Below are 20,401 nucleotides of genomic sequence, written 5' to 3'. Positions count from 1 at the left end.
ATTATTAATTCTTTTCTTTCTCCTTGCAAGGACTACTTTTATGCGATTGATACTTTACTCCATAATGGATAGTTTATAATAAAGATACAAAAATACACAATTTTCTTGAAGAAAAAGCACAATACGGCATTGTTTAGCCAATAATATCAGTAAATCAGTATTTTTCTTATTATATGTGCCCGATGATAATTATAAAAGACTATGACTAACCATATAAGTCAAGTGCCTATATTTTCAATTCTGGCAAACTATTGATTGCCTCCGACTTCAACTTATCCACCGCTCGAGTATATTTCTCGGTATGCTTCAATCCGCTATGTCCCAATAGGCTGGCAACGGTTTTGATGTTAGCACCATTATTCAGGATGTTCACGGCAAAGCTGTGGCGAGCACAATGCCAACTAATATGTTTGTTGATACCTGCACGCTTCACCCAACGTTTTACGGATTTGCAGCAACTTTCATACGATGGCAAGTTGAATATGGTGGTATTCAAATCGTCAGGTACTTCACCAATCAATGACAATAATCCATCGTTCAGAGGAATGACGACACCACTATGCGCCGAATGTCCTTTGGTTTTATTCTGCTCAAATTTAAGTAAACGGTTGGTGTAGTCGATGTTCTTATAGGTTAGATCTTTCACATCGCAGAAACGCAAACCGCAATACAAACAAAGGATAAAGGCACGCCTCACATTGGGATTCTCGTTGTCGTAATGACATTGAATCAAAGATTGGATTTCGTCCATTGACAACACATCTTTGCGTAAAATCTGTTCATCCACCTTGCACACAACACCTTTGCAGGGATCTTTCAACATCACTTCATGATCTATGGCATAGCGTACAACCTTCTTGAAACGTTGGTAGATACTCTTTGCCCCTTCACCCACACTTCGTGATTGCAGGTACTCAACAAACCGTTCCATCATGTCCTTGGTTATCAAGTCAGGTTTAATACTAAACTCATAGAGAGGGTATTGCTCTTTCAGAAAATCCTTAAAACGATTCAAGGCTATCTTTATCATTCGCAGGTCTTTCTTCGTATAACTGTCTATGTACGCCTGATAATAGTCTAAGAAGTTGACATTTCTGTCTTTCTTCAGGCGATAACCAAGCATACTCTCCTTAAACTGTTGTTCACGCTCCGCACGAATTTTGGCAGCCAATTCAAGAGTTTCCTTGTTCTGTTGCCTTTCCGCAGGAGTACGGGGCTTAGCTATCAAGTACAACTGCAAATTCTCTTTTCGCCTGTTATGCTTGATGTGCACTTTGGGCTTGCCTGCCATCTTGCCAGTTTCATAAAAAACTGAATTGCCGTCTTCATCCAACACAGGCGTTTCTTCTCTACCAAGATAATACTCAAGATAAAGACTTATCCGACCATCAGAAAGCACATTTTGCTCCAATTTCGGGTTTTCCTTTGCTTTATTTTCTAATTTTGCCATAATTGATAGTTATGTACCTGAATGAGTATAGAACCGAGTAAAATTATTAACTCGTTTATTTTCAGATGTTTTCTTATTTTGCAAAGATACTAAAAAGTTTGAAATATCAAAGTGTACTAAAAGTGTACTATCTAACAAAAAACAGGCAAAAAAGAGCAAAATCACCAAATATAAGAAAATTGCAAATAGCTGATTATCAATATAATATATTCTTTTGGTTTCTCTTGTTTTCACGAGATTGTACCGGGTCTGGGTACAGAAGATAGCTTGATAGTCTCTTGATTATCAAGCTTTTTTTATATACCTTTGTGTCTATTAGGTGTGTGTTAACTATGGTTTCCTTCAGTTCAAAGGGTTAAGAGATGGTGAAAGAGATATTTTTAAGAGTGGTTAAGTTGGTAGGAATGCTTATTGTAATGGCGTTCTTGCTGTGGAAAGTGATGGCATGGCTGGGTGTAGAAGACTGGGGACAATTGATACAGATGGTGTTGATAGCTCTTATTATATTGTTCTCGTCGTTGACAAATGCCGAGCGGGAGTTTACAAAGATTGTGCGATCATTGGATAAGGAGGTGACAGATAAGAAGCTAGTCTACCATAGTTTCTTGCGGAATCGGGTACATTATGTTTGCTCATTAGTTGATTTTATGAATACTTGGCAATTTAGTCCAGTGATGGTTTGGAGTGTTTGTTTGTCATTACCTGATGCCACGGCAAGGGATTTGTGTGCGACTATCATTGAGCGATTAGAGGATTATCTTCACCATGAGTTGGGGTCTAGAGACTCTAAGCTGACTTTCAATCCACATGCAAAGTATTTTTATTTACACATTAGTTTGATAATGTCCACTGGTAATGCAAGGTCTTATCTTCCTAAAGTACAAGCTTTCATGGAACACATGGTAGATGAATATGAACTATCGAAAGTCCGGCAATTTATCCATGGAGAGAGTAATGGTGTAAACTATTACTTGCGTTATGAGGCGGGAGATGTCACCGATTCATTTTGTATAGATAAGGGTGTTGTTTGTGATTTGGAGGACTATGATCTCCTCTTATTGCTCTCTGATAACGAAGAAGATAACAAGCAACAAGAAGCAACAGAAGTGCTGATTAGCGAGCAAGAATATGAAGAAAAGAAGCTAACTGGCATATAGTTCCTCAATACCTTTTGCTTAGCTAATTAATAAGGTGTGTGCATATCTTCAGCAAGAGAGCCTTAGTTCCTGTGAAGCGGAGGCTTTTCTTATAGGGAAGAAAGCCTTTCGTGGAGGTAAAGAGAGGCTTAGTTCTTATTCAAACGTTTTGAGGTTTGCAATCACACTATCATTTTCTTTGTCATTATAAATGCTCTTCCCTCACTATATAGGCTATATTTAAGGATTGACAGCAACCTTTTCTTAACGTTTATAGTATAGATATACAGCAGAAAATAGTATCTTTGTCGCAGATAATTCATATCGTTTTATGGAAAAAAGTATCGTTGACAAAAACCTTCCTCTATGGCTAAGAGTCCTATCTTGGGCATTCCTTTTGCCCGTTCTGTTGGCTCCGTTAGTATTCTATGGGTCTATCTTCTTATTTGACAATCCGCCAAGTGAATGGGAGGCTCTCGGTATCTTCTTCCTCGTTAATTCCTATTCTTTGTGGCTCATAGGCGTTGTTAAGTTGAGTGGCGCTCTGTATCGGCGTTATCATAAAGCGTATATCTCAATTCTTCCTCACGCCTTTCTCACATTGATTATCAGCTTATTAATAACCTGGATAAGTCTTCGTCCTGTTGATCCTTCTACATTGGATGAGTATGATTATAGGATATTCCGCAATACACCTGTTGCCGAACTTGCCACTGCGGTGCAGGCTAATGATACGATGGAGATCAATCGTATCTTATCCACTCAACCAACACTTGTGAATTATCAGGACACTATCTATGGTCAAAGTCTGTTGATGTTTGCTTGCATGGATGGTCATTTAGCTATTGTAAGAACCTTATTGCGCCATGGTGCCAACCCTAACCTCTATGAATGGGGTGAAGGAAAAACCGCGTTGATAAGACTTTGTAATAAGGAGAGCCCCACTGAAGAGCAACTCAAGATAGCAGAGGAATTACTGCGCCATGGGGCTATGGTGAAGCCAATGCGTGTTCGGTTGAAAGAGTGTCAACGGATATCTTCTCCCGATGCAGGCGACACGACCTGCGTTGAACCATTGAGTACGGCTGCTTCATGGAGCACTGTTCCTATGGTAAAGCTATTGTTGAATTATGGTGCAGATGTAAACTTTCAGAGCCAATACACGATAGATAATATCACTTATAACAATGCTCCAGCTGTTGCCCTAGCGATGATAAGCGAGCATTATCCCATCGTTGTCTGTCTTTTGGAACATGGTGCTAACCCGCATTTAACGTTCTATCAAAATAAAGAAACACTGCTATCTCTGGTCGAGAAGAAGCTGAAAGAAGCCGATCTTCCCCCTTACGATAAAGCTCAGATAGAGCAGATTAAGCGTGTGATTACAGCATACGACCGAGAACATAAACACCATTATTAATGTTATGTAACCACTTGATTTGTCTTATCTATATAATACGAATGACGTTATTTATCTATAAACTCTTGGCAAATCGACCTTTTCTTCTTACCTTTACACCAAATTTGAACAACGAAGAATATGAGTTACAACTTATTAAAAGGTAAACGAGGTATTATTTTTGGAGCCCTCAATGACAAGTCAATTGCATGGAAAGTAGCTGAAAGAGCAGTAGAAGAAGGTGCAATGATAACCCTTTCTAACACTCCTGTCGCTGTGAGAATGGGTACGGTGAGCGCTCTTTCTGAGAAGTTAAATTGCGAGGTTATTCCTGCAGATGCTACTAATGTAGAAGACTTGGAGAACGTGTTTAAGCGTTCAATGGAGATACTTGGCGGTAAGATTGACTTCGTACTCCATTCAATCGGTATGTCTCCTAACGTTCGTAAGCACCGCACTTATGATGATTTGGATTATAAGTTGCTTGATACAACACTTGACATTTCTGCTGTATCATTCCATAAGATGATTCAAAGTGCTAAGAAGCTTGATGCTATCAGCGAGTATGGTTCAATCGTCGCATTGAGTTATGTAGCTGCTCAGCGTACGTTCTATGGTTACAATGATATGGCTGATGCAAAGGCTTTACTTGAGAGTATAGCTCGTAGCTTCGGCTATATCTATGGTCGTGAGCACCATGTTCGTATCAATACCATATCACAGTCTCCAACCATGACAACCGCTGGTTCTGGTGTAAAGGGTATGGATAAACTCTTCGACTTTGCCGATCGCATGTCTCCATTGGGTAATGCTAGTGCGGATGAATGTGCCGACTATTGTATCGTAATGTTCTCTGATCTCACTCGTAAGGTTACGATGCAGAACCTCTATCATGATGGTGGTTTCTCTAACGTTGGTATGAGTCTTCGTGCCATGGCAACCTACGAGAAGGGTCTTGATGAGTACAAGGACGAGAACGGCAACATTATCTACGGATAAATAGAAAACCATAAGATAAGGTTACTTATCACCTTATAATATAGTAAAAGCTCCAGCAAGTTTCGACTTACTGGAGCTTTTGTTGTAACTGATGAGATTGTCTTCCCGAATGCAGTCACATATTATCTACAACATTATTGTTAAATATTCCCTTCTGTTGCTGAGGCTGATGTTATTATTTCTTCCTACCGAAGTCCGCAGGAATCTCGCCCCATTGCTTTGTTTCCCATTTGATAATAGGAGGGGTGACGTTGTGTGTCATGAGCCATTGTTCTGCCCGTGCAATGATTTGATACAGCTGTTCTGTTGCGGAATTGTGGGTTAATGTCGTCTTACACTTCTTCTTCTTAACCCACAGAATGGCGTTATACGAATCACTATAGATGACCTTGTCCTTGATTCCCTGCTTCTCCATCAAGGCTAAAGCATGCACAATAGCGAGGAACTCACCAATGTTATTCGTACCTTGTACTGGTCCGAAATGGAAGATTTGAGCCCCTGTTTGTAAGTCAATACATTGATATTCCATAGGTCCCGGGTTGCCAGAACAGGCTGCATCGACAGCCCAAGCTGAAGCCCGAACACCCATTGGTAGTGGAAGTACAGTGTCATTGCGATACGAAGGAGGGTTGTGTAAAGTGTTCATCAGCTTATAAACAATTCAATATCACTTCTCTGAAGACTCCTTTTCATCTAAGTTTAGATCCTTGAGAACCTCTTTGATAATATTTTTACTTGCTTCTTGACTTGCTTCGAATAGGTCTTTTGTAAGCAGAGGTGTCGTTGCTGCCACCTTTTTCCCTAATGGAGTTTCAAAGAAGTCTGCGAACGCTTTCAGCTCTTCTAACGTATAATACTTTTTGTAAACAGGCACATATAGCTCATTTATATTATCGAAGAAAACGGTTCTGAACTTCTCTTCTATTTGTTTCATAATCTCATCTGGGACGTAATAACACATCTTCTTTAGGCTTTCCATTAGTAGTGGATAGCTTGTTTCAAGTGCTTTCCGACCGCCAGATACCATTACGAGCCTTTCTACAGCTGCCCGATATTCCTTGTCTGATACTGTTAATGAGTCGTTATTCTGTGCAGAACTATATGTTGGAATCAGTAACAAGCAGAATAACAAGGGAGCGAAAAAATATTTCATATCGTGTATGAATAAAACATTAAAGGGTTTCTAAAGGTAGTGGGAACACTCAGTCCTAACCATTGTTACCTTTTATTATAATATATGTCCAGACTTCGTGTTCCTTTGTTGTGGGGCTTCTACATCCTTTCTGGTACTTCTATGCCGAGCAGTGCCATGCCGTTTTTGATAATCTTAGCCACGTTCTTAGCCAGTACGAGGCGGGTGATCTTCTCTGCTTCGGTATCTGCATTGAGGATGCTATAGTCGTGATAGAACTGATTGAACTCCTTGGTCAGTTCGTAGCAGTAGTTAGCAATACCACTTGGACTATAGTCTATACCAGCCTGTGCAACAGCTGCACCGAAGTCGTTGAGCTTCTGAATGAGTGCAATCTCTTTCTCGTTTAATGGAGCGTCATCGGCGAGTGATGCTGGAAGAGCAATGCTCTGTGCCTCTGCTTTACGAAGAATACTACGGATACGAGCGTAGGTGTATTGGATGAATGGACCTGTATTACCATTGAAGTCGATTGACTCTTCTGGATTGAAGAGCATATTCTTGCGAGCATCCACCTTTAATATAAAGTACTTCAGCGCACCCATACCAACGATACGTGCTATCTCATTCTTCTCATCCTCGGTAATTCCTTCGAGTTTATTCACCTTATCCTCGCTGAGTGTCTTTGCGTTCTCAATCATTGACGCTACCAAGTCGTCGGCATCAACAACGGTACCCTCACGACTCTTCATCTTACCATTTGGCAATTCAACCATACCATACGAGAAGTGTACCAAGTCTTTGCCCCACTTGAAGCCCAGACGATCCAAGAGGATTGAAAGCACCTGGAAGTGGTAGTTCTGTTCGTTTCCAACAACATAAATCATCTTATCAATAGGGAAGTCGTTGAAGCGCATCTCGGCAGTACCAATATCCTGTGTCATGTAAACAGATGTGCCATCCTTACGCAAAAGGAGCTTCTGGTCTAAGCCTTCATTCGTGAGATCAGCCCATACAGAGTTGTCTTCTTTACGAATGAAGAGCCCTTTGGCGAGTCCTTCCTCCACCTTCTTCTTACCAACGAGGTAGGTATTTGACTCATAATAGATCTTGTCGAATCCAACACCCATCGCCTTGTAAGTCTCATCGAATCCAGCGTAAACCCAATTGTTCATCTTCTCCCATAAGGCACGAACCTCTGGGTCGTTATGCTCCCACTTAACGAGCATCTCGTGTGCTTCTTGTATCAATGGAGCCTCTTGTTCAGCTTTTGCTTTCGCATCATCGGGCGTCATTCCCTCCTTCTCATACTGCTCTTGCAGTTGTTTGCACTCCTCTTTGAAGTGCTTATCAAATAGTACATAGAAGTCACCAATCAAGTGATCACCCTTCTTGCCAGCCTTTTCAGGGGTGATACCATTGCCCCACTTCAGCCAAGCAAGCATAGACTTACAAATGTGGATACCGCGGTCATTGACGATATTCGTCTTTACCACCTTATTGCCATTGGCTTCCATGATTTGAGCCAATGACCATCCGAGGAGGTTGTTACGCACGTGTCCAAGGTGGAGAGGCTTGTTCGTGTTAGGCGAAGAGTACTCAATCATAACAAGCGGACTGTTTTCAGTCACTGACTTCTCACCGAACTTCTCATTCGCATTAATGTCGTTCAATAAACCAACCCATGCCGCTTGAGCAATAACGAGGTTAAGAAAACCCTTCACAACGTTGAAGTCGGCGATAGCCTTACAATTCTTCTTCAAGTACTCACCTATTTCCTGTGCCGTATCTTCAGGCTTCTTGTGTGAAGTCTTCAGTAGTGGGAAAGTGACAAGCGTAAGGTTTCCTTCAAAGTCACTACGTGTCTTCTGTAGTTGAATCATCTTTTCTGGCACCTCAACACCATATAACTCCTTGACAGCTGCTAGTGCCGCAGCGGTAATTTGTGCTTCTATCTTCATCTTTGTTTGTCGTTTTATTCTGTTTGCAAAGTTACGGAAAATCAGTTGAATAATCGTTCTTTAAACCATAATTCGTGGTAGTATTTCGCAAATCTCAAGCCCGAATCCAATGTAAAGGTGAGTATATCCTCACGGGCTATGACGTTTTATCATTGGGATTCCGTTACTTTCTCAATATTTTATCGTACATTTGTAGGCGATAATTAACTCCTAAATAATTACCATTATGTCTAAAAACTTACAGAAATGGGCTTATGCCCTCTTAGCGAGTGTGTTTACTCTTACAATGTGTTTCAGCTTTGCTTCTTGCAGTAGTGACGATGATGACGACAACAAAATCAGTCCAGTACTTTACAGCGAATTTAATGGTGAAGCCTCTATCAATTGTCCGCTTAATCTAACGGGAGAGTTTGTTGGGATATCCATTCCATTGAGTCAGCTGGGAAAGCAGGTTGATTTGACCCAATCAGGAGACTGGACAGTAGGTGGATCTGTCGTAAAAGGACTCTATACCTACGATGATCACTTCTTCCAGAAAGGCAGTTTTGTCTATCTTCGTCGCATTGATGAGCACCACGTCGAGATGCGTTTTAATTTCGTATGGAAGAACGGATCGAAGAGTGGAGGGTACAAGGGCAAGGTGACAACACGCAAGGATGCGTTAGACTTGGCTCGTCGTAATCAGAATAATTAATCTGTATCTCAAGTAAAGTTTCGCTAAGATGAGTCCTTATCTCATCTTAGTGAAACCTTACATAACCGTCTTTTTCTTTTATGTAATCAATCAGTTCGGCAAAGAGTTGGTTCTGTCTTAATGTAGACTCATTGCCTGTTAAGATGAGTTGCTTGCGTGCCCTTGTGATAGCAACATTCAACTTTCTGTCTATTGGTTGCCCCTCTTCATAGAACGTGTTAGCCGTTAGGAAATCGAGTTGATAACGACTCTGAATCGTGAATGAATAGAGAATTACATCACGCTGACTACCTTGATAGCGTTCCACTGTGTCTATGCTAATACCCTCCAGAGCAGGAATCTCCAGCCGCTCTATCTCTTTTCGAATCATAGCAATCTGATTCCTGTATGGAACGATGACGCCCACCGACTTCTGTGGATCGAAGTCCTTGTTCATTTGTCGGAACAATCTGCGCAATAGGTCAGCGATGATTCGTGCCTCGTCAGTGTTTACCTTTTCTGAAATGTTCAGTTGCTTGCACGGCATAGAAGGAATGAAAATCATGCGATGTGCCTTTAGCATATTGTCTAAAGCGTCTTCGCTCTCCTCGTTATAAGATAGTTCCGTTTCCAACTGATGGGCTAACGGCACACATTCCAGCTGTTCCTTTGCATAGAACTTACGATTAGCAAAGTCGGCAATATCGGGGTGCATGCGTCCTTGCTTGTGTAGTGTCCCTATGAAATCGGTTCTTCCAGCTGCCCTTTCGGTGAGGATGAGGCGTTCAAATAAGGAGTTGGCACACGATGAAAGATGGATTGAGTCAAGTCTCTTATCACTCCCTTCCATCTCTAAAGACCCCTGCTGTTGCACCACGGCAGGCAGTTGTTTATGGTCGCCTACTAATATAAACCGATCTATCGCACGCCTCTCCTCCTGTCGGGCAGTCAGTATTCCCACGATATTCGGCTCTAGTATCTGGCTCGCTTCATCAATGATGACGAGGTCAAAGTGCTTGATGTTAAAGAGTGCCGAACGACTATTCATCGTCGCGGTAGTGGCTACAATGATTTGCGCCTCTGATAGGGTGGACTTAATACTATTGAGGGTTGTATTCTCATCGAGCACCTCTTGCAAGAGATGGTCACTATATTTCGGATCGCAACTATACTCGTTACCAATGCGGATGTAGTCTATCTCGTGCTCAGAAAGCATATTGCATATCTCGTCAACAGCACGATTCGTGTAAGCAAGGAGGAGGATAGAACTTTGCCCATTGACCTTTGGACTTTGATCATTGGGATTGGTGCTTTGACCTTTGGGCTTTTCTGCCAGCTGCTCAAGCACAAGATATTGCAGCGCCTGCGAAGTCTTACCCGTTCCGGGAGGACCAATCAGGAGGAAGTAGTCCTGTGCCTGCTTTGCTTTCAAGATGATTTCATCGTAATCGGGATGGTAACTACGCGACAAAACAAGGGATTTGTCAGCACGTGGAGCACGCTGTCCAAGGAGTAACTGCCGCCGTTCCACATCAGAGGTGATGAAGGTATAGAGGCTACGAATAGCCGATGTACCCCCAATATCGCTCCCTGCATGCTCTAAGGCAAAGCACTCTCCAGCTATAAGATTCGGGTTCTGTTGCCCGTCATTGAGGTGCACTACGATAGACGAGGTATGTATCTCTTGTAAAGAGCCTTTGAAGAGAATACTCTTACGCACGTCTGGTTCCTCATTCTTCTTATACGCATAGAGATAAACCATGTCCCCCCTGCGGAAGTTCGGGAGGAAGTCTATGCCCTGTTGCGGTACGTTGAGCGTAATAGTATCATATCCGTTGAACGAGCTACTACAGCTCTTATCCGTTATCGTAAGCTCTGTGTAGATATTTCCCGTATCCTTCTTCTCCGCCAGAGGCATATTCCAAAGGTCGGCATTACTATTCCCCACACCCTCTTGTGCGCCCACCTTCGATACCAGTTGCTCCTTAATAACGAAAGTCATCATACGCGTGAAGTAAGCACGCTCCAGTTCGCTTAGCTGATGAAGGGGTGCGAGCACCTCCGTAAGTTGTGGTAAGAGGTATCGTTGATAGAACGCATCATTCTGCTTCTCAACATTCAGCACCTGCGGAGTCATTAGTGGCAACAAACGATGAAAGCCATTCTCCGCCATCCAATACTCGGTTGCGACGGCTTGATTACGGAACTTTATCGCCTCACGAATGAGCTTTTGTAGCGGTTCAACCTCAAGTAGTCCGTTCGGGAGAGGATATTTCGAATACATTAATTCTATGTGTGCATCCTTTGGATTCAGCTGGAAGTTGTATTGCAATATACCATAGTAAAGCAAGAGTTGCACGTAATGCTTCTCCACATGGAGCGAGCCATGCGGGTTCTTATACTGCCTTTCAATAAAGATATTCTTACCAGATTTCTGCTCAACTAACAGCTTTAAGTCGGTTGTCATGAGGTCTATTCGTCCCTGCAAACCTAATCGTTCGCACACGAAAGACGGCTCCAAGATGGCTTTCTCACGCTCGAACGACTGGAATAACTCGTTGACTATCTCCTGAATATTCGCTACCTGTTGTTCAGCGGCTCGCTTAAACTCCACTGCATTGAAGTCGGGACAGGTGGCAAAGTCCAACGCCTTCTCTCGAAAGTTCGAACGGAAGGTGTCCTTGATGGTATAGTCTGTGGGATGATTGATGATATCGTCGAGTGCAGAACCCGCAAAGTTACCCAGTACGATATGCTTGTTATTAGGTCGCTCGCCCATCCGCTTTACCGTAAAGAGCAGTGGGTGGTGCCCATAACTCTCAAAGCAATTAGCGATGGAGGATATGTCTACGAGATAATCAGGCTCTACGACTATCAGACGTGGAACCACCTTCTTGCGTGTGACAGTGCAATCAAGTAAGTTGAGTTGCATTCCCTCACGCAGAAGAGAGCGCAGATAACTAAAGTCCACATACTCGGCTGTGTTCATATAGTCCACCGTCAATAACTCCTCACTGCTGTCTTGATTGATTACGGCAACCTGTATCGTCTGCTCATCCCATTCCCTAACAATGCAACGGATGTATCGGTAGTTCGCAATCTGTATGTTCTCCGTGATGCGCCCGTGCGTTGGCAGCTTGCCCACAAGCGTATCGGGGATGGCTTCCTGGAATACCGCAGAGACGAAGAGGGCGAGTGCTCGACAATCATAAGCGATGTCGTCGGGCAAAATAGGTGCTGCGGAATTGCTGTGCCGACGCATTTTGTGAATCGCCACAACGTCCTTCGGCGCAATGTGATGCAGTTTGCAAAGAGCTTCCACCTGCGATGAGAGGTTTCCAAAACCATGTTTCGTCTCTTTCAATCCCTCGTAACACGCTATGACAAGCGTCTCATGCATGATGCGTGCTTGGGCTTCTGACGGAGCCGTGAGAATATCAGCAATACGTGTGAAGAGTTCGTGTGCCATCGTTGATAAGCCTTTCTTGTTTCTCTGATTGTTGTTGTTGATGATGTTGCGGAATATGGTTTGCCCTTTTCCACAATACCTTTCGAATTGTTTTGCAATACGTCTTGCGTTCGTTTACCTATGGTTGTGCATTGAAAAAGCACGCCTTCTATATTGTTTTCACCATGGTGGTGATTAATTATCACCATGGTGACGATAATTTTTCACCATGGTGAAACTTATTCGTCACCATGGTGAAGATATCGTAAGGCACGTTAGAAATGAATTGCGAGCGTATTGGTAACATATTGCAATCCTATTGGTAAATACGACAAAGCCTATTGGTAACACATTGCGAGCCTATAGGCTATATTGTTTAATCATTGTCCGCCCAATCGTTCAAAGTAAGTGATAACGTCTTCCCACGTCTTAAATTCGTCACTACCAAAGCGGAGTGCCGTACCGAGGAAGTCGTCATGGGCAGTGCTACTAATAAGGTAATCGCCGTATAGGAGCTGTGGTTGGTTGGTAAAAATAGCGTGATTCCATGCCGGCGCACTGAAGGTTTCCGCTATCCAAGCCTGTTGTTCGCTGATAGCAGAGGGCTGATTGGTGGGCGCAGGACAAACGAAATAGACGTTGTAATTGTCGAGTAATAGTTCATAAGCCTTGTGTAAGCTCGACTTCGGTTTGCCGTATGCGTCCGCAAGCGTATCCTTGTCGATGAGAACTGTGCGCCGTTCGCGCCCCTCCTGTCGGTCGTCAATCCATCGGATAACAGGCATGAGATAATGGAAGATAGCCTTCTCAATGAGCCGATGTTCGCCGTGGAAGTGGATAGCCTGTGGGTAATGCTGGCTGAAGAGATCGAATGTGTGTACGATAGGGTCAGCGTCGCCGAATAGTCCGAAGACACGTTCTTGCTCCTTGGCGTCAATCTGCTTGAAGCAATTCTCCGTCATATCCTTGTACTCCTTGACGAGAGCTTTGGTCACGATGACCTCTTGTATTCCGTCTTGACGTACGTTCTGGAATACTTGCTTGCCCATCATATTGCTCTCGGTGATGGTTGCGCCCATCTGAAAAGCAGGGTTCACGCAAATGCGGTCGGTGCCATATAGCATCTCGGTGTACATTCCGCCCATGGAAGTACCTATGATTAAGTCGGGTTGCTCGGCTTCAACAAGATTTCTAAGGAGCGTCATTGCCTCTTCTGGATGTATGGGTAAGTCGGGTGCAATGACGGTTGCTTGGGGCATATAGTCCCTTAGTATTTGTGCTGTGTGGGTGGAACCGGCTGACATGAAGCCGTGTACATAGATGATTTTCTTCCCTACCATGAGGTCGGGGAAGGTCTTTTTATATTGATTTTCCATTGTTCTTTATTAGGAGTTAGGGGCGTGATTCTTAGGAGTGTCATCCCTCTTTGCCTTGTGGAAAGGTGGGGGCGGGGGCTAAACGATGGGTAGACTGATACCATTTATCTTCTGGTAGATGTCTAAGGCATAGATGTCTGTCATGCCACTGATGTAGTCTAAGACTGCCATAATGCGTGTTTCAAGATCCGAGCTTTGGATGTCATACTGACTGGAGAAGCTCCGGATGAGTTGTTGACTGTGGAAGTGGTTAGGCTCCGCAGCCGCTCCAATGAGTGCCTCCATCAGTGTTTCCATTATCTTATAGCCTGATAACTCTACGTCAAGGACGGTTTTACTGCGATAGATACGGTCTACTGACACCTGTGAGCAGTGCTTGTAAGCCTGTCGGGGGAGCTCTGATATGTGCTCGATAAGCGAGCCTTTGAAGGTACCTGATAGTATCTCCGCCTCGTGTTCGACAAATGCTTTGACACATTCAGCCTCTAATAAACCAACGGCACGTGCCCGGAAGTAAACCACTTGCTCGTTCCTATCGGTCACACCTTCCTCCTTGATGTTCTTACGAATCGCCGCTCTCGTGGCTTCGTCGAAGAAGCCTAATAGCAAGTCGGTGGTCTCCTCAAAGGATAAGAGCTTGAGCTTGTGTGAATCCTCGATGTCCATAATCTCGTAACAGATATCATCCGCAGCCTCCATGAGGTAGACTAACGGGTGGCGCACATACTTGATTCCCTCTGCAGAACATTCCTTCTGTATGATACCGAGTTCCTCTGCTATCTTCTTGTAAGTGTCTTGCTCGGTTTGGAAGAAGCCGAACTTCCCATGTTTGCCTGCGTAAGACGAGCTGAAAGGATACTTCACAATACTTGCCAAGGTGGTGTATGTCATTACAAAGCCGCCCTCCCTTCGCCCGAGGAAACGATGTGTCAATAGGCGGAAAGCATTGGCATTACCCTCAAAGTGGGTGATGTCATCCCAGAAACGAGGACTTACATACTCCTGCAACGCCTTGCCTTTGCCCTCAGTGAAGAACGACTGGATGGCTTTCTCACCACTATGTCCGAACGGAGGATTGCCCATGTCATGCGCATAACAAGCCGTCTGGACAATCGTTCCAATCTCTTCAAAGAGCGTACCACGCAACTCTGGATGGAGTTCGGTTAGTCTATGCGCCACGTCATCACCAAGTGATTTACCTAAGGAAGCCACCTCAAGCGAGTGAGTGAGACGATTGTGCACAAAGACACTACCTGGGAGTGGGAACACTTGGGTCTTGTTTTGCAGTCGACGGAAGGGTGCGGAGTAAATCAGACGATCGCTATCACGCTTAAATTCAGAGCGGTCGTCGTGCCTTAACGCATGTCTTCTTTCTTGTCCAAGACGCTTGTTGGATATGAGTTGTAGCCAGTTCATGAGGCTTGCTTGTGGTTGGTTTGAAGCTAATGACATGTTCCTAAGGGTGTTGAATATTGAATGTTTGCAATAGAGCGATAGATGTTCTACAAGGCATCTATCCGCTTGTTATGCCCTGAAAAGGCATTCGCAAAAGTAATTAAAATTGGCTAAAAACCATCTTTTTACGTACTAAAAATGTATGAATGTGGCATTAATTGCTTAATTTTGTACCTTATTATATAGCGATGATAAAGATTAAAGTAATCAATAAAGGGCATCAGCAGCTCCCTGCTTATGCTACTTCTCAGAGTGCGGGGATGGATCTCCGTGCTAATATTGAAGCCCCAATAGTGTTGCACCCAATGGAGCGCAGGCTCATTCCAACAGGCTTGCATATCGCTTTGCCAGTTGGTTATGAAGCGCAGGTACGCCCTCGCAGTGGTCTAGCCTTGAAGCATGGACTGACTGTTCTGAACTCTCCTGGTACCATAGATGCTGATTATCGTGGTGAGATAATGGTCTTGTTAGCGAACTTCTCAACTGAAGACTTCACCATTAACGATGGTGAGCGTATTGCCCAAATGGTCATTGCTCGTCACGAGCAGGGGGAGTTCGTGGAAGTTGAAGAGCTTGACGAGACAGAGAGAGGAGAAGGCGGCTATGGTCATACGGGGGTAAAGTAAGGTAAAGGAAAGGATAGATCTCATGTTTGATAACTTCAGATATATAACCACTAACATGCGTAATACACTTCTTGCATTGGCTTTGCTGGGTGGCTCGGTGGCTACACAAGCAGCAGAGAAGGATAGTCTTACCATTGCAGACTACTTCTATCTCGAAGGGCTTCGACAGCAGGAAATGGGAAATCTAACGGCTGCTTACGATCTTCTTAGGCATGCACATGACTTGAATCCACGCTCGGCAGCGGTTTACTATCAGTTGGCTGGCTACTATGTCAATATGAAGAACGATGCTTTAGCACGTACTTACTTTGAGAAGGCAGCGTCACTGGATCCAGAGAATGCCACTTATCAAGAGAAGCTCGGACAGTTATATATCACGCAGAAAGACTATCCGAATGCCATAAAAGCATACGAGCTTTTATACTCCTCCAATAAGACTCGCGTTGATGTCTTGCAACTTCTCCTTCAGTTATACGGCTCTCAAAACGACTATAAGAAGATGATTAACGTCCTTGATCGTATAGAAGTTCTTGAGGGGAGTAGCGAGCAGATCTCATTGAGTAAGATGCAGATTTACGAGCAGATGGGCGATAAGAAGAAGGAGTATGAGTCGCTAAAGTCGCTCGTTGATGAGCACCCACTTGAGCTTGACTATCGTGTGATGTTCGGTAATTGGCTACTGCAGAATGGTAAGAAGAACGATGCTTTAAAGGAGTATAAGAGTGTTTTGAAGGAGGAACCCAATAATGCACTTGCAAAGCTATCAATGCTTGATTACTATCGTTCCATTAAAGATCAAGCAACCGTAGATGAGCTTACCAACGAACTACTACAGTCTCCTAAGACAGAGAAAGAGACGAAGATGACACTCCTAAGAGACATCATTTCGAGTGACCAACAAGCGAATATCTCTGATAGTGCAAAGGTCATGAATCTCTTCTCTCTGGCACTTTCTACGAAACAGGAGGATGCTGACTTGATTATGATGAAGGCTGCCTATATGGCAATGAAGAACATGCCTAAAGCAGAGATTAATCATGTTTACGAGCAAGCCATTGAGGTGGAACCCGATAACTCTCGTGCTCGATTGGCATTGATACAGAATATCTGGGCAACAGAAGATTATGATAAGGTAATAGAGATATGCCGCCCTGCCATTGAATATAACCCTGATGAGATGGCTTTCTATTACTTCAAAGGCATGGCAGAGTTCCAAAAGCACGACATTGATGCGGCACTTGAAACATTTAAGAAAGGTGTAGGACAAATAAAAGAAGATAGTGATCCAGAGATTGTGTCAGACTTCTATGCAATCCTTGGAGATATCCTTCATGAGAAAGGAAAGGCGTCTGAAGCCTTCGCTGCATACGATAGTTGTTTAAAGTGGAAAGCGGATAACTATGGTGCTCTGAATAACTATGCTTACTATCTAAGTGTGGCGAATAAAGACCTTCCAAGGGCTGAACAGATGAGCTACAAGACGATAAAAGCAGAGCCCAATAATGCTACTTACCTTGATACCTACGCTTGGATTCTCTTCCAACAGCAACGTTATGAGGAGGCAAAGATATACATTGACCAGGTACTACGCAATGACAAAGACCCAAGCGGGGTTGTGCTTGAGCATGTGGGAGACATCTATATGAAAACTGGCGATACACAGAAAGCATTGGAGTATTGGCAGAAAGCAATAGAGAAAGGCAATGATAGCAAAGTATTGAAGGATAAGTTACAACAAAAGAAATACATAGCAGGATGAAAAGAACTAAGATATTACTTGCAAGCATGGCAACGTTAGTGTTGGCATCGTGCGGTACACATAAAGCCATAGTAAGGCAACAACCAGTCTTGAAGACGACTCCCAGCGAGACTCCTCGTGCGTCAGTTGATTCCACGAAATATAAGTTAGCCTTTGTGCAGAATATTGCTGACTTGGCTCTCTACCAAAAGAACGTGGTGTCAAACCTCTCTTTTACCATTAACAATGGGCGTAAGGACATCACAGTTCCTGGTATCTTGCACATGAGAAAGGATGAGGTAATACGCTTACAACTGCTTATTCCGCTCCTTCGCAGTGAAGTGGGACGCATTGAGTTTACAAAGGATTACGTTCTTTTCATCGATCGCATCCATAAGCAATACGTAAAGGCTAGCTACGACGAAGTGGGCTTCTTGCGTGATAATGGTATTAACTTCTATACGCTCCAAGCGTTGTTTTGGAACCAGTTATTCATTCCTCGTCAGCAAAGAGTTGCCGAAGCTGATATGTCGAAGTTCTCTGTTGATGCCAAAAGGTGGGAAGTTGATGGTAGTGCGCACATCCGTTTGAAGGATGGGAAGATGTCTTATGACTGGGTAATACCCGCTGAATATCGTTACATCTACACCACTCTTATAACGTATAAGAGCTCAACTCATGGAACATCAGAACTCTCTTGGCTTTATAGAGACTTCAAGCCCTTTGGTTCGAAGATGTTCCCTGCGACACATTCAGTCACAATCGAGACACCGGCTATTGGTTCGCGACCAGCTAAGGAACTATCAGCTACATTTGAACTAAACGACTTTAGCGATGCAAGCGATTGGGAGGCTTTTACCCAACCATCAGATAAGTACACTAAAGTAAGCGTGGAAGAGATACTCGGCAAACTAATGAACTTTTAAATGAAACGTCTTTATCTTTTATTCTTATTATCGACAATGGGTATGTTGACAAGCTATGCGCAACATACTAAAAAGCATAAGGTGCAGCAGAAAACGGCTGTAACTCAACCCATACAAGCCAAGCCTTCTGGTGTTAAAGAGCAGAAACAAGCACCAGCGAAGGGAGCTCACCAGTCCGTGAAAACGCAACCTACCCCTATGAAAGGGCAACAGGTACCAGCTAAGGGACATCAACTTCCCGTGAAAGGACAACATCCTATGCCTGTAAAAGGGCATCAAGCAGTACCAGCAAAGGGACATCAACCAACTCCTGTAAAGGGTCAACAGCCTGCTCAAGTACCAGCCAAACAACCTTTACATGGCAAGTTGAATCCTCGTAATGCACATGGTGCAAAGCGTGGAGCGAAGTCTCCTGGATATGTAACAACCGATGAGATTAAAGGTTTGCAACAGCAGAATCAGAAGTTGCAGAATGAGATTAAGGAGCATGAAGAGGAGATGAAGGTCAAGCAAAAGGATGTTGATACACGATTGGAGAAGATAGTTCGCCTTGATACTGAGATTGGTCAGCACCAGAGAACGATTGATACTATCGCCACAGACATCAAAGGATTGGACAGTAACATCGGTATATTGAAAGGTCAGTTGGCGTCTTTAGAGGCGCAACTAGGCGAGCGTCGCACTCGTTTCATCCGTTCCATGCGTTACATGGCACGCCATCGTAGTATTCAAGATAAGCTTATGTTCATCTTCTCTGCCAATAGTTTGACGCAAATGTATCGTCGTCTGCGTTTCGTTCGGGAGTATGCAGCTTATCAGAGGGCGCAAGGTGAGTTGATAAAAGCTAAACAACAACAAATTGATCAGAAGCATTCTCAGTTGAAGGAGGTACGTGTTGACAAGTCTACCTTACTCTATAAGGATAAGAAGATACATGCTCAAATGGAGCAGAAGCGTGTCGAACAGCAGACGGTTGTAGCCTCTCTTCAACAAGACCAAAAGGTTCTTGAAGGTGTGATAGCGCAACGTAGACAACAACAACAGGCGTTAAATGCACAGATAGACCGCCTTATTCAAGTAGAAATACAGAAGGCTAGGGCTCGTGCCATAGCAGAGGCTAAGGCGCAAGCTGCCGCTCGTGCAGCTGAAGCTAAGAAGCGGGCGGAGGAGATAGCACGCAGGAAAGCGGCGGCAGAAGCGGCTGCGCGTGAGAATGCAAAGCGTATAGCAGAAGCAAAAGCACGTGAAGCTGCAGCGAAGGCAGCGGCTAAGGCGGCTGCAGAAGCGGCTGAGAAAGCACGTCAAGAAGCTGCAGCAAAGGCCGAAGCAGTGCGTGCTGCAGCAGAAAAGGCACGTCAGGAAGCCTTACAAAAGGAGCGTGCTGCTGCTCGTGAGCGGGCTTTGCGCAAGATAGAAGAACGTGAGGCTGCGGCTCGTGAAGCACAGGCAAAGGCTGAGGCAAAGGCTGCTGCCGATAAAGCACGTGCTGACCAGGCTGCTCGTGAGGCTGAATCAAATCGTGCAGCTGCCGAACGTAAGGCTGCAGCTGACCACGAGCGAGCAGAGAGAGAGGCAGCTGCTGCAAGGGCTTCAGCCAATAATAACAATGATATGTTGAGCTCTGCTGACCGTGCGATGACTGGTAACTTTGCCAATAACCATGGTCGTTTGCCTATGCCACTATCGGGTCACATCGTTAGTCACTTCGGTCAATACAATGTATCGGGGATGTCAAATATACGCTTGAATAACGATGGTATCAATATTAAGGGTGCTCCTGGAAGTGCTGTGCGCAGTGTCTTTATGGGCGAAGTGAGCGGTATCTTCATGGCAGGAGGAATGAGTGTTGTGATGATCAGACATGGTATTTATATCTCAGTATATGCTAATTTAGGTTCTGTAAGCGTCAGCAAAGGACAGAAAGTGGGTACTGGTCAGACCATTGGAACCGTCGGGTCAAGTGGTATCCTCCAATTCCAATTGCGTAAGGAAACAGCTAAGTTGAATCCAGAGCAATGGTTGAGATAATCTGAAATGATCCCCTTATCATTTTGAAGAGAGCCTCTCTTTGTGGCAAGGAAA

15 protein-coding genes are annotated in these 20,401 nt (G+C 44.0%); 8 read left to right on the top strand and 7 right to left on the bottom strand.

Annotated elements, in window-relative coordinates; all coding sequences use genetic code 11:
* Nucleotides 1–226: 226 nt before the first annotated feature.
* Entirely contained in the window at nucleotides 227–1,450 is a 1,224-nt protein-coding gene (locus tag F0475_RS07080) for a site-specific integrase (RefSeq protein WP_155716071.1), read from the bottom strand.
* A 362-nt stretch (nucleotides 1,451–1,812) separates the two neighbouring features.
* Between F0475_RS07080 and F0475_RS07075 the strand changes: the two genes are divergently transcribed.
* The 3 genes from F0475_RS07075 to F0475_RS07065 all read left to right on the top strand — a co-directional run bounded on the left by F0475_RS07075 (nucleotide 1,813) and on the right by F0475_RS07065 (nucleotide 4,984).
* Nucleotides 1,813–2,607 carry a hypothetical protein gene (locus tag F0475_RS07075; protein WP_155716070.1) on the top strand — a complete coding sequence of 265 codons (795 nt, stop codon included), beginning with the start codon at nucleotides 1,813–1,815 and terminating at the stop codon, nucleotides 2,605–2,607.
* Nucleotides 2,608–2,917: 310 nt separating this feature from the next.
* A complete protein-coding gene (locus tag F0475_RS07070; protein ID WP_155716069.1) occupies nucleotides 2,918–4,006 on the top strand; it encodes an ankyrin repeat domain-containing protein in 1,089 nt (362 codons plus the stop codon).
* 120 nt (nucleotides 4,007–4,126) lie between these two features.
* On the top strand, nucleotides 4,127–4,984 hold the full coding sequence (locus F0475_RS07065) for an enoyl-ACP reductase FabI (protein WP_155716068.1): 858 nt from the start codon (nucleotides 4,127–4,129) through the stop codon (nucleotides 4,982–4,984).
* A 175-nt stretch (nucleotides 4,985–5,159) separates the two neighbouring features.
* Here the strand turns inward: F0475_RS07065 and F0475_RS07060 are convergent, their stop codons facing one another.
* The 3 genes from F0475_RS07060 to argS all read right to left on the bottom strand — a co-directional run bounded on the left by F0475_RS07060 (nucleotide 5,160) and on the right by argS (nucleotide 8,077).
* On the bottom strand, nucleotides 5,160–5,630 hold the full coding sequence (locus F0475_RS07060) for an RNase H family protein (protein WP_199879799.1): 471 nt from the start codon (nucleotides 5,628–5,630) through the stop codon (nucleotides 5,160–5,162).
* A 21-nt stretch (nucleotides 5,631–5,651) separates the two neighbouring features.
* Nucleotides 5,652–6,137: a DUF2059 domain-containing protein gene (locus F0475_RS07055; RefSeq protein WP_155716067.1), complete on the bottom strand. Its 486-nt coding sequence runs from the start codon at nucleotides 6,135–6,137 to the stop codon at nucleotides 5,652–5,654.
* A 119-nt stretch (nucleotides 6,138–6,256) separates the two neighbouring features.
* On the bottom strand, nucleotides 6,257–8,077 hold the full coding sequence (gene argS, locus F0475_RS07050; protein ID WP_155716066.1) for an arginine--tRNA ligase: 1,821 nt from the start codon (nucleotides 8,075–8,077) through the stop codon (nucleotides 6,257–6,259).
* 226 nt (nucleotides 8,078–8,303) lie between these two features.
* Between argS and F0475_RS07045 the strand changes: the two genes are divergently transcribed.
* Nucleotides 8,304–8,771 carry a hypothetical protein gene (locus F0475_RS07045; protein WP_155716065.1) on the top strand — a complete coding sequence of 156 codons (468 nt, stop codon included), beginning with the start codon at nucleotides 8,304–8,306 and terminating at the stop codon, nucleotides 8,769–8,771.
* Nucleotides 8,772–8,817: 46 nt separating this feature from the next.
* Here the strand turns inward: F0475_RS07045 and F0475_RS07040 are convergent, their stop codons facing one another.
* From F0475_RS07040 to dgt, 3 genes are all read right to left on the bottom strand, one after another.
* The gene (locus F0475_RS07040; RefSeq protein WP_155716064.1) at nucleotides 8,818–12,219 is read right to left on the bottom strand and encodes a DEAD/DEAH box helicase; all 3,402 of its coding nucleotides are present in this window, start codon (nucleotides 12,217–12,219) and stop codon (nucleotides 8,818–8,820) included.
* Between the two features lie 359 nt (nucleotides 12,220–12,578).
* A complete protein-coding gene (locus F0475_RS07035) occupies nucleotides 12,579–13,574 on the bottom strand; it encodes a YqiA/YcfP family alpha/beta fold hydrolase (RefSeq protein WP_155716063.1) in 996 nt (331 codons plus the stop codon).
* A gap of 78 nt (nucleotides 13,575–13,652) precedes the next feature.
* Nucleotides 13,653–14,990: a dGTP triphosphohydrolase gene (dgt, locus tag F0475_RS07030; protein ID WP_155716114.1), complete on the bottom strand. Its 1,338-nt coding sequence runs from the start codon at nucleotides 14,988–14,990 to the stop codon at nucleotides 13,653–13,655.
* A gap of 227 nt (nucleotides 14,991–15,217) precedes the next feature.
* On the opposite strand from dgt, the gene dut reads away from it, so the two are divergent.
* From dut to F0475_RS07010, 4 genes are read left to right on the top strand one after another with little or no spacing between them, the layout of a single operon-like run.
* Nucleotides 15,218–15,655, top strand: a complete 438-nt coding sequence (gene dut / locus F0475_RS07025) for a dUTP diphosphatase (RefSeq protein ID WP_155716062.1) — start codon at nucleotides 15,218–15,220, stop codon at nucleotides 15,653–15,655.
* Nucleotides 15,656–15,677: 22 nt separating this feature from the next.
* Nucleotides 15,678–17,414 carry a tetratricopeptide repeat protein gene (locus F0475_RS07020; RefSeq protein ID WP_155716061.1) on the top strand — a complete coding sequence of 579 codons (1,737 nt, stop codon included), beginning with the start codon at nucleotides 15,678–15,680 and terminating at the stop codon, nucleotides 17,412–17,414.
* The gene (locus F0475_RS07015; RefSeq protein ID WP_155716060.1) at nucleotides 17,411–18,319 is read left to right on the top strand and encodes a DUF4292 domain-containing protein; all 909 of its coding nucleotides are present in this window, start codon (nucleotides 17,411–17,413) and stop codon (nucleotides 18,317–18,319) included. The genes F0475_RS07020 and F0475_RS07015 overlap by 4 nt, the downstream gene beginning before the upstream one ends.
* Nucleotides 18,320–20,347, top strand: coding sequence for a murein hydrolase activator EnvC family protein (locus F0475_RS07010; protein WP_155716059.1), 2,028 nt, complete (start codon nucleotides 18,320–18,322; stop codon nucleotides 20,345–20,347).
* Nucleotides 20,348–20,401 lie beyond the last annotated feature (54 nt).

Source organism: Prevotella vespertina (assembly GCF_009728485.1).
Lineage (GTDB): Bacteria > Bacteroidota > Bacteroidia > Bacteroidales > Bacteroidaceae > Prevotella > Prevotella vespertina.
This window is presented reverse-complemented; position numbering and strand designations above follow the sequence as displayed.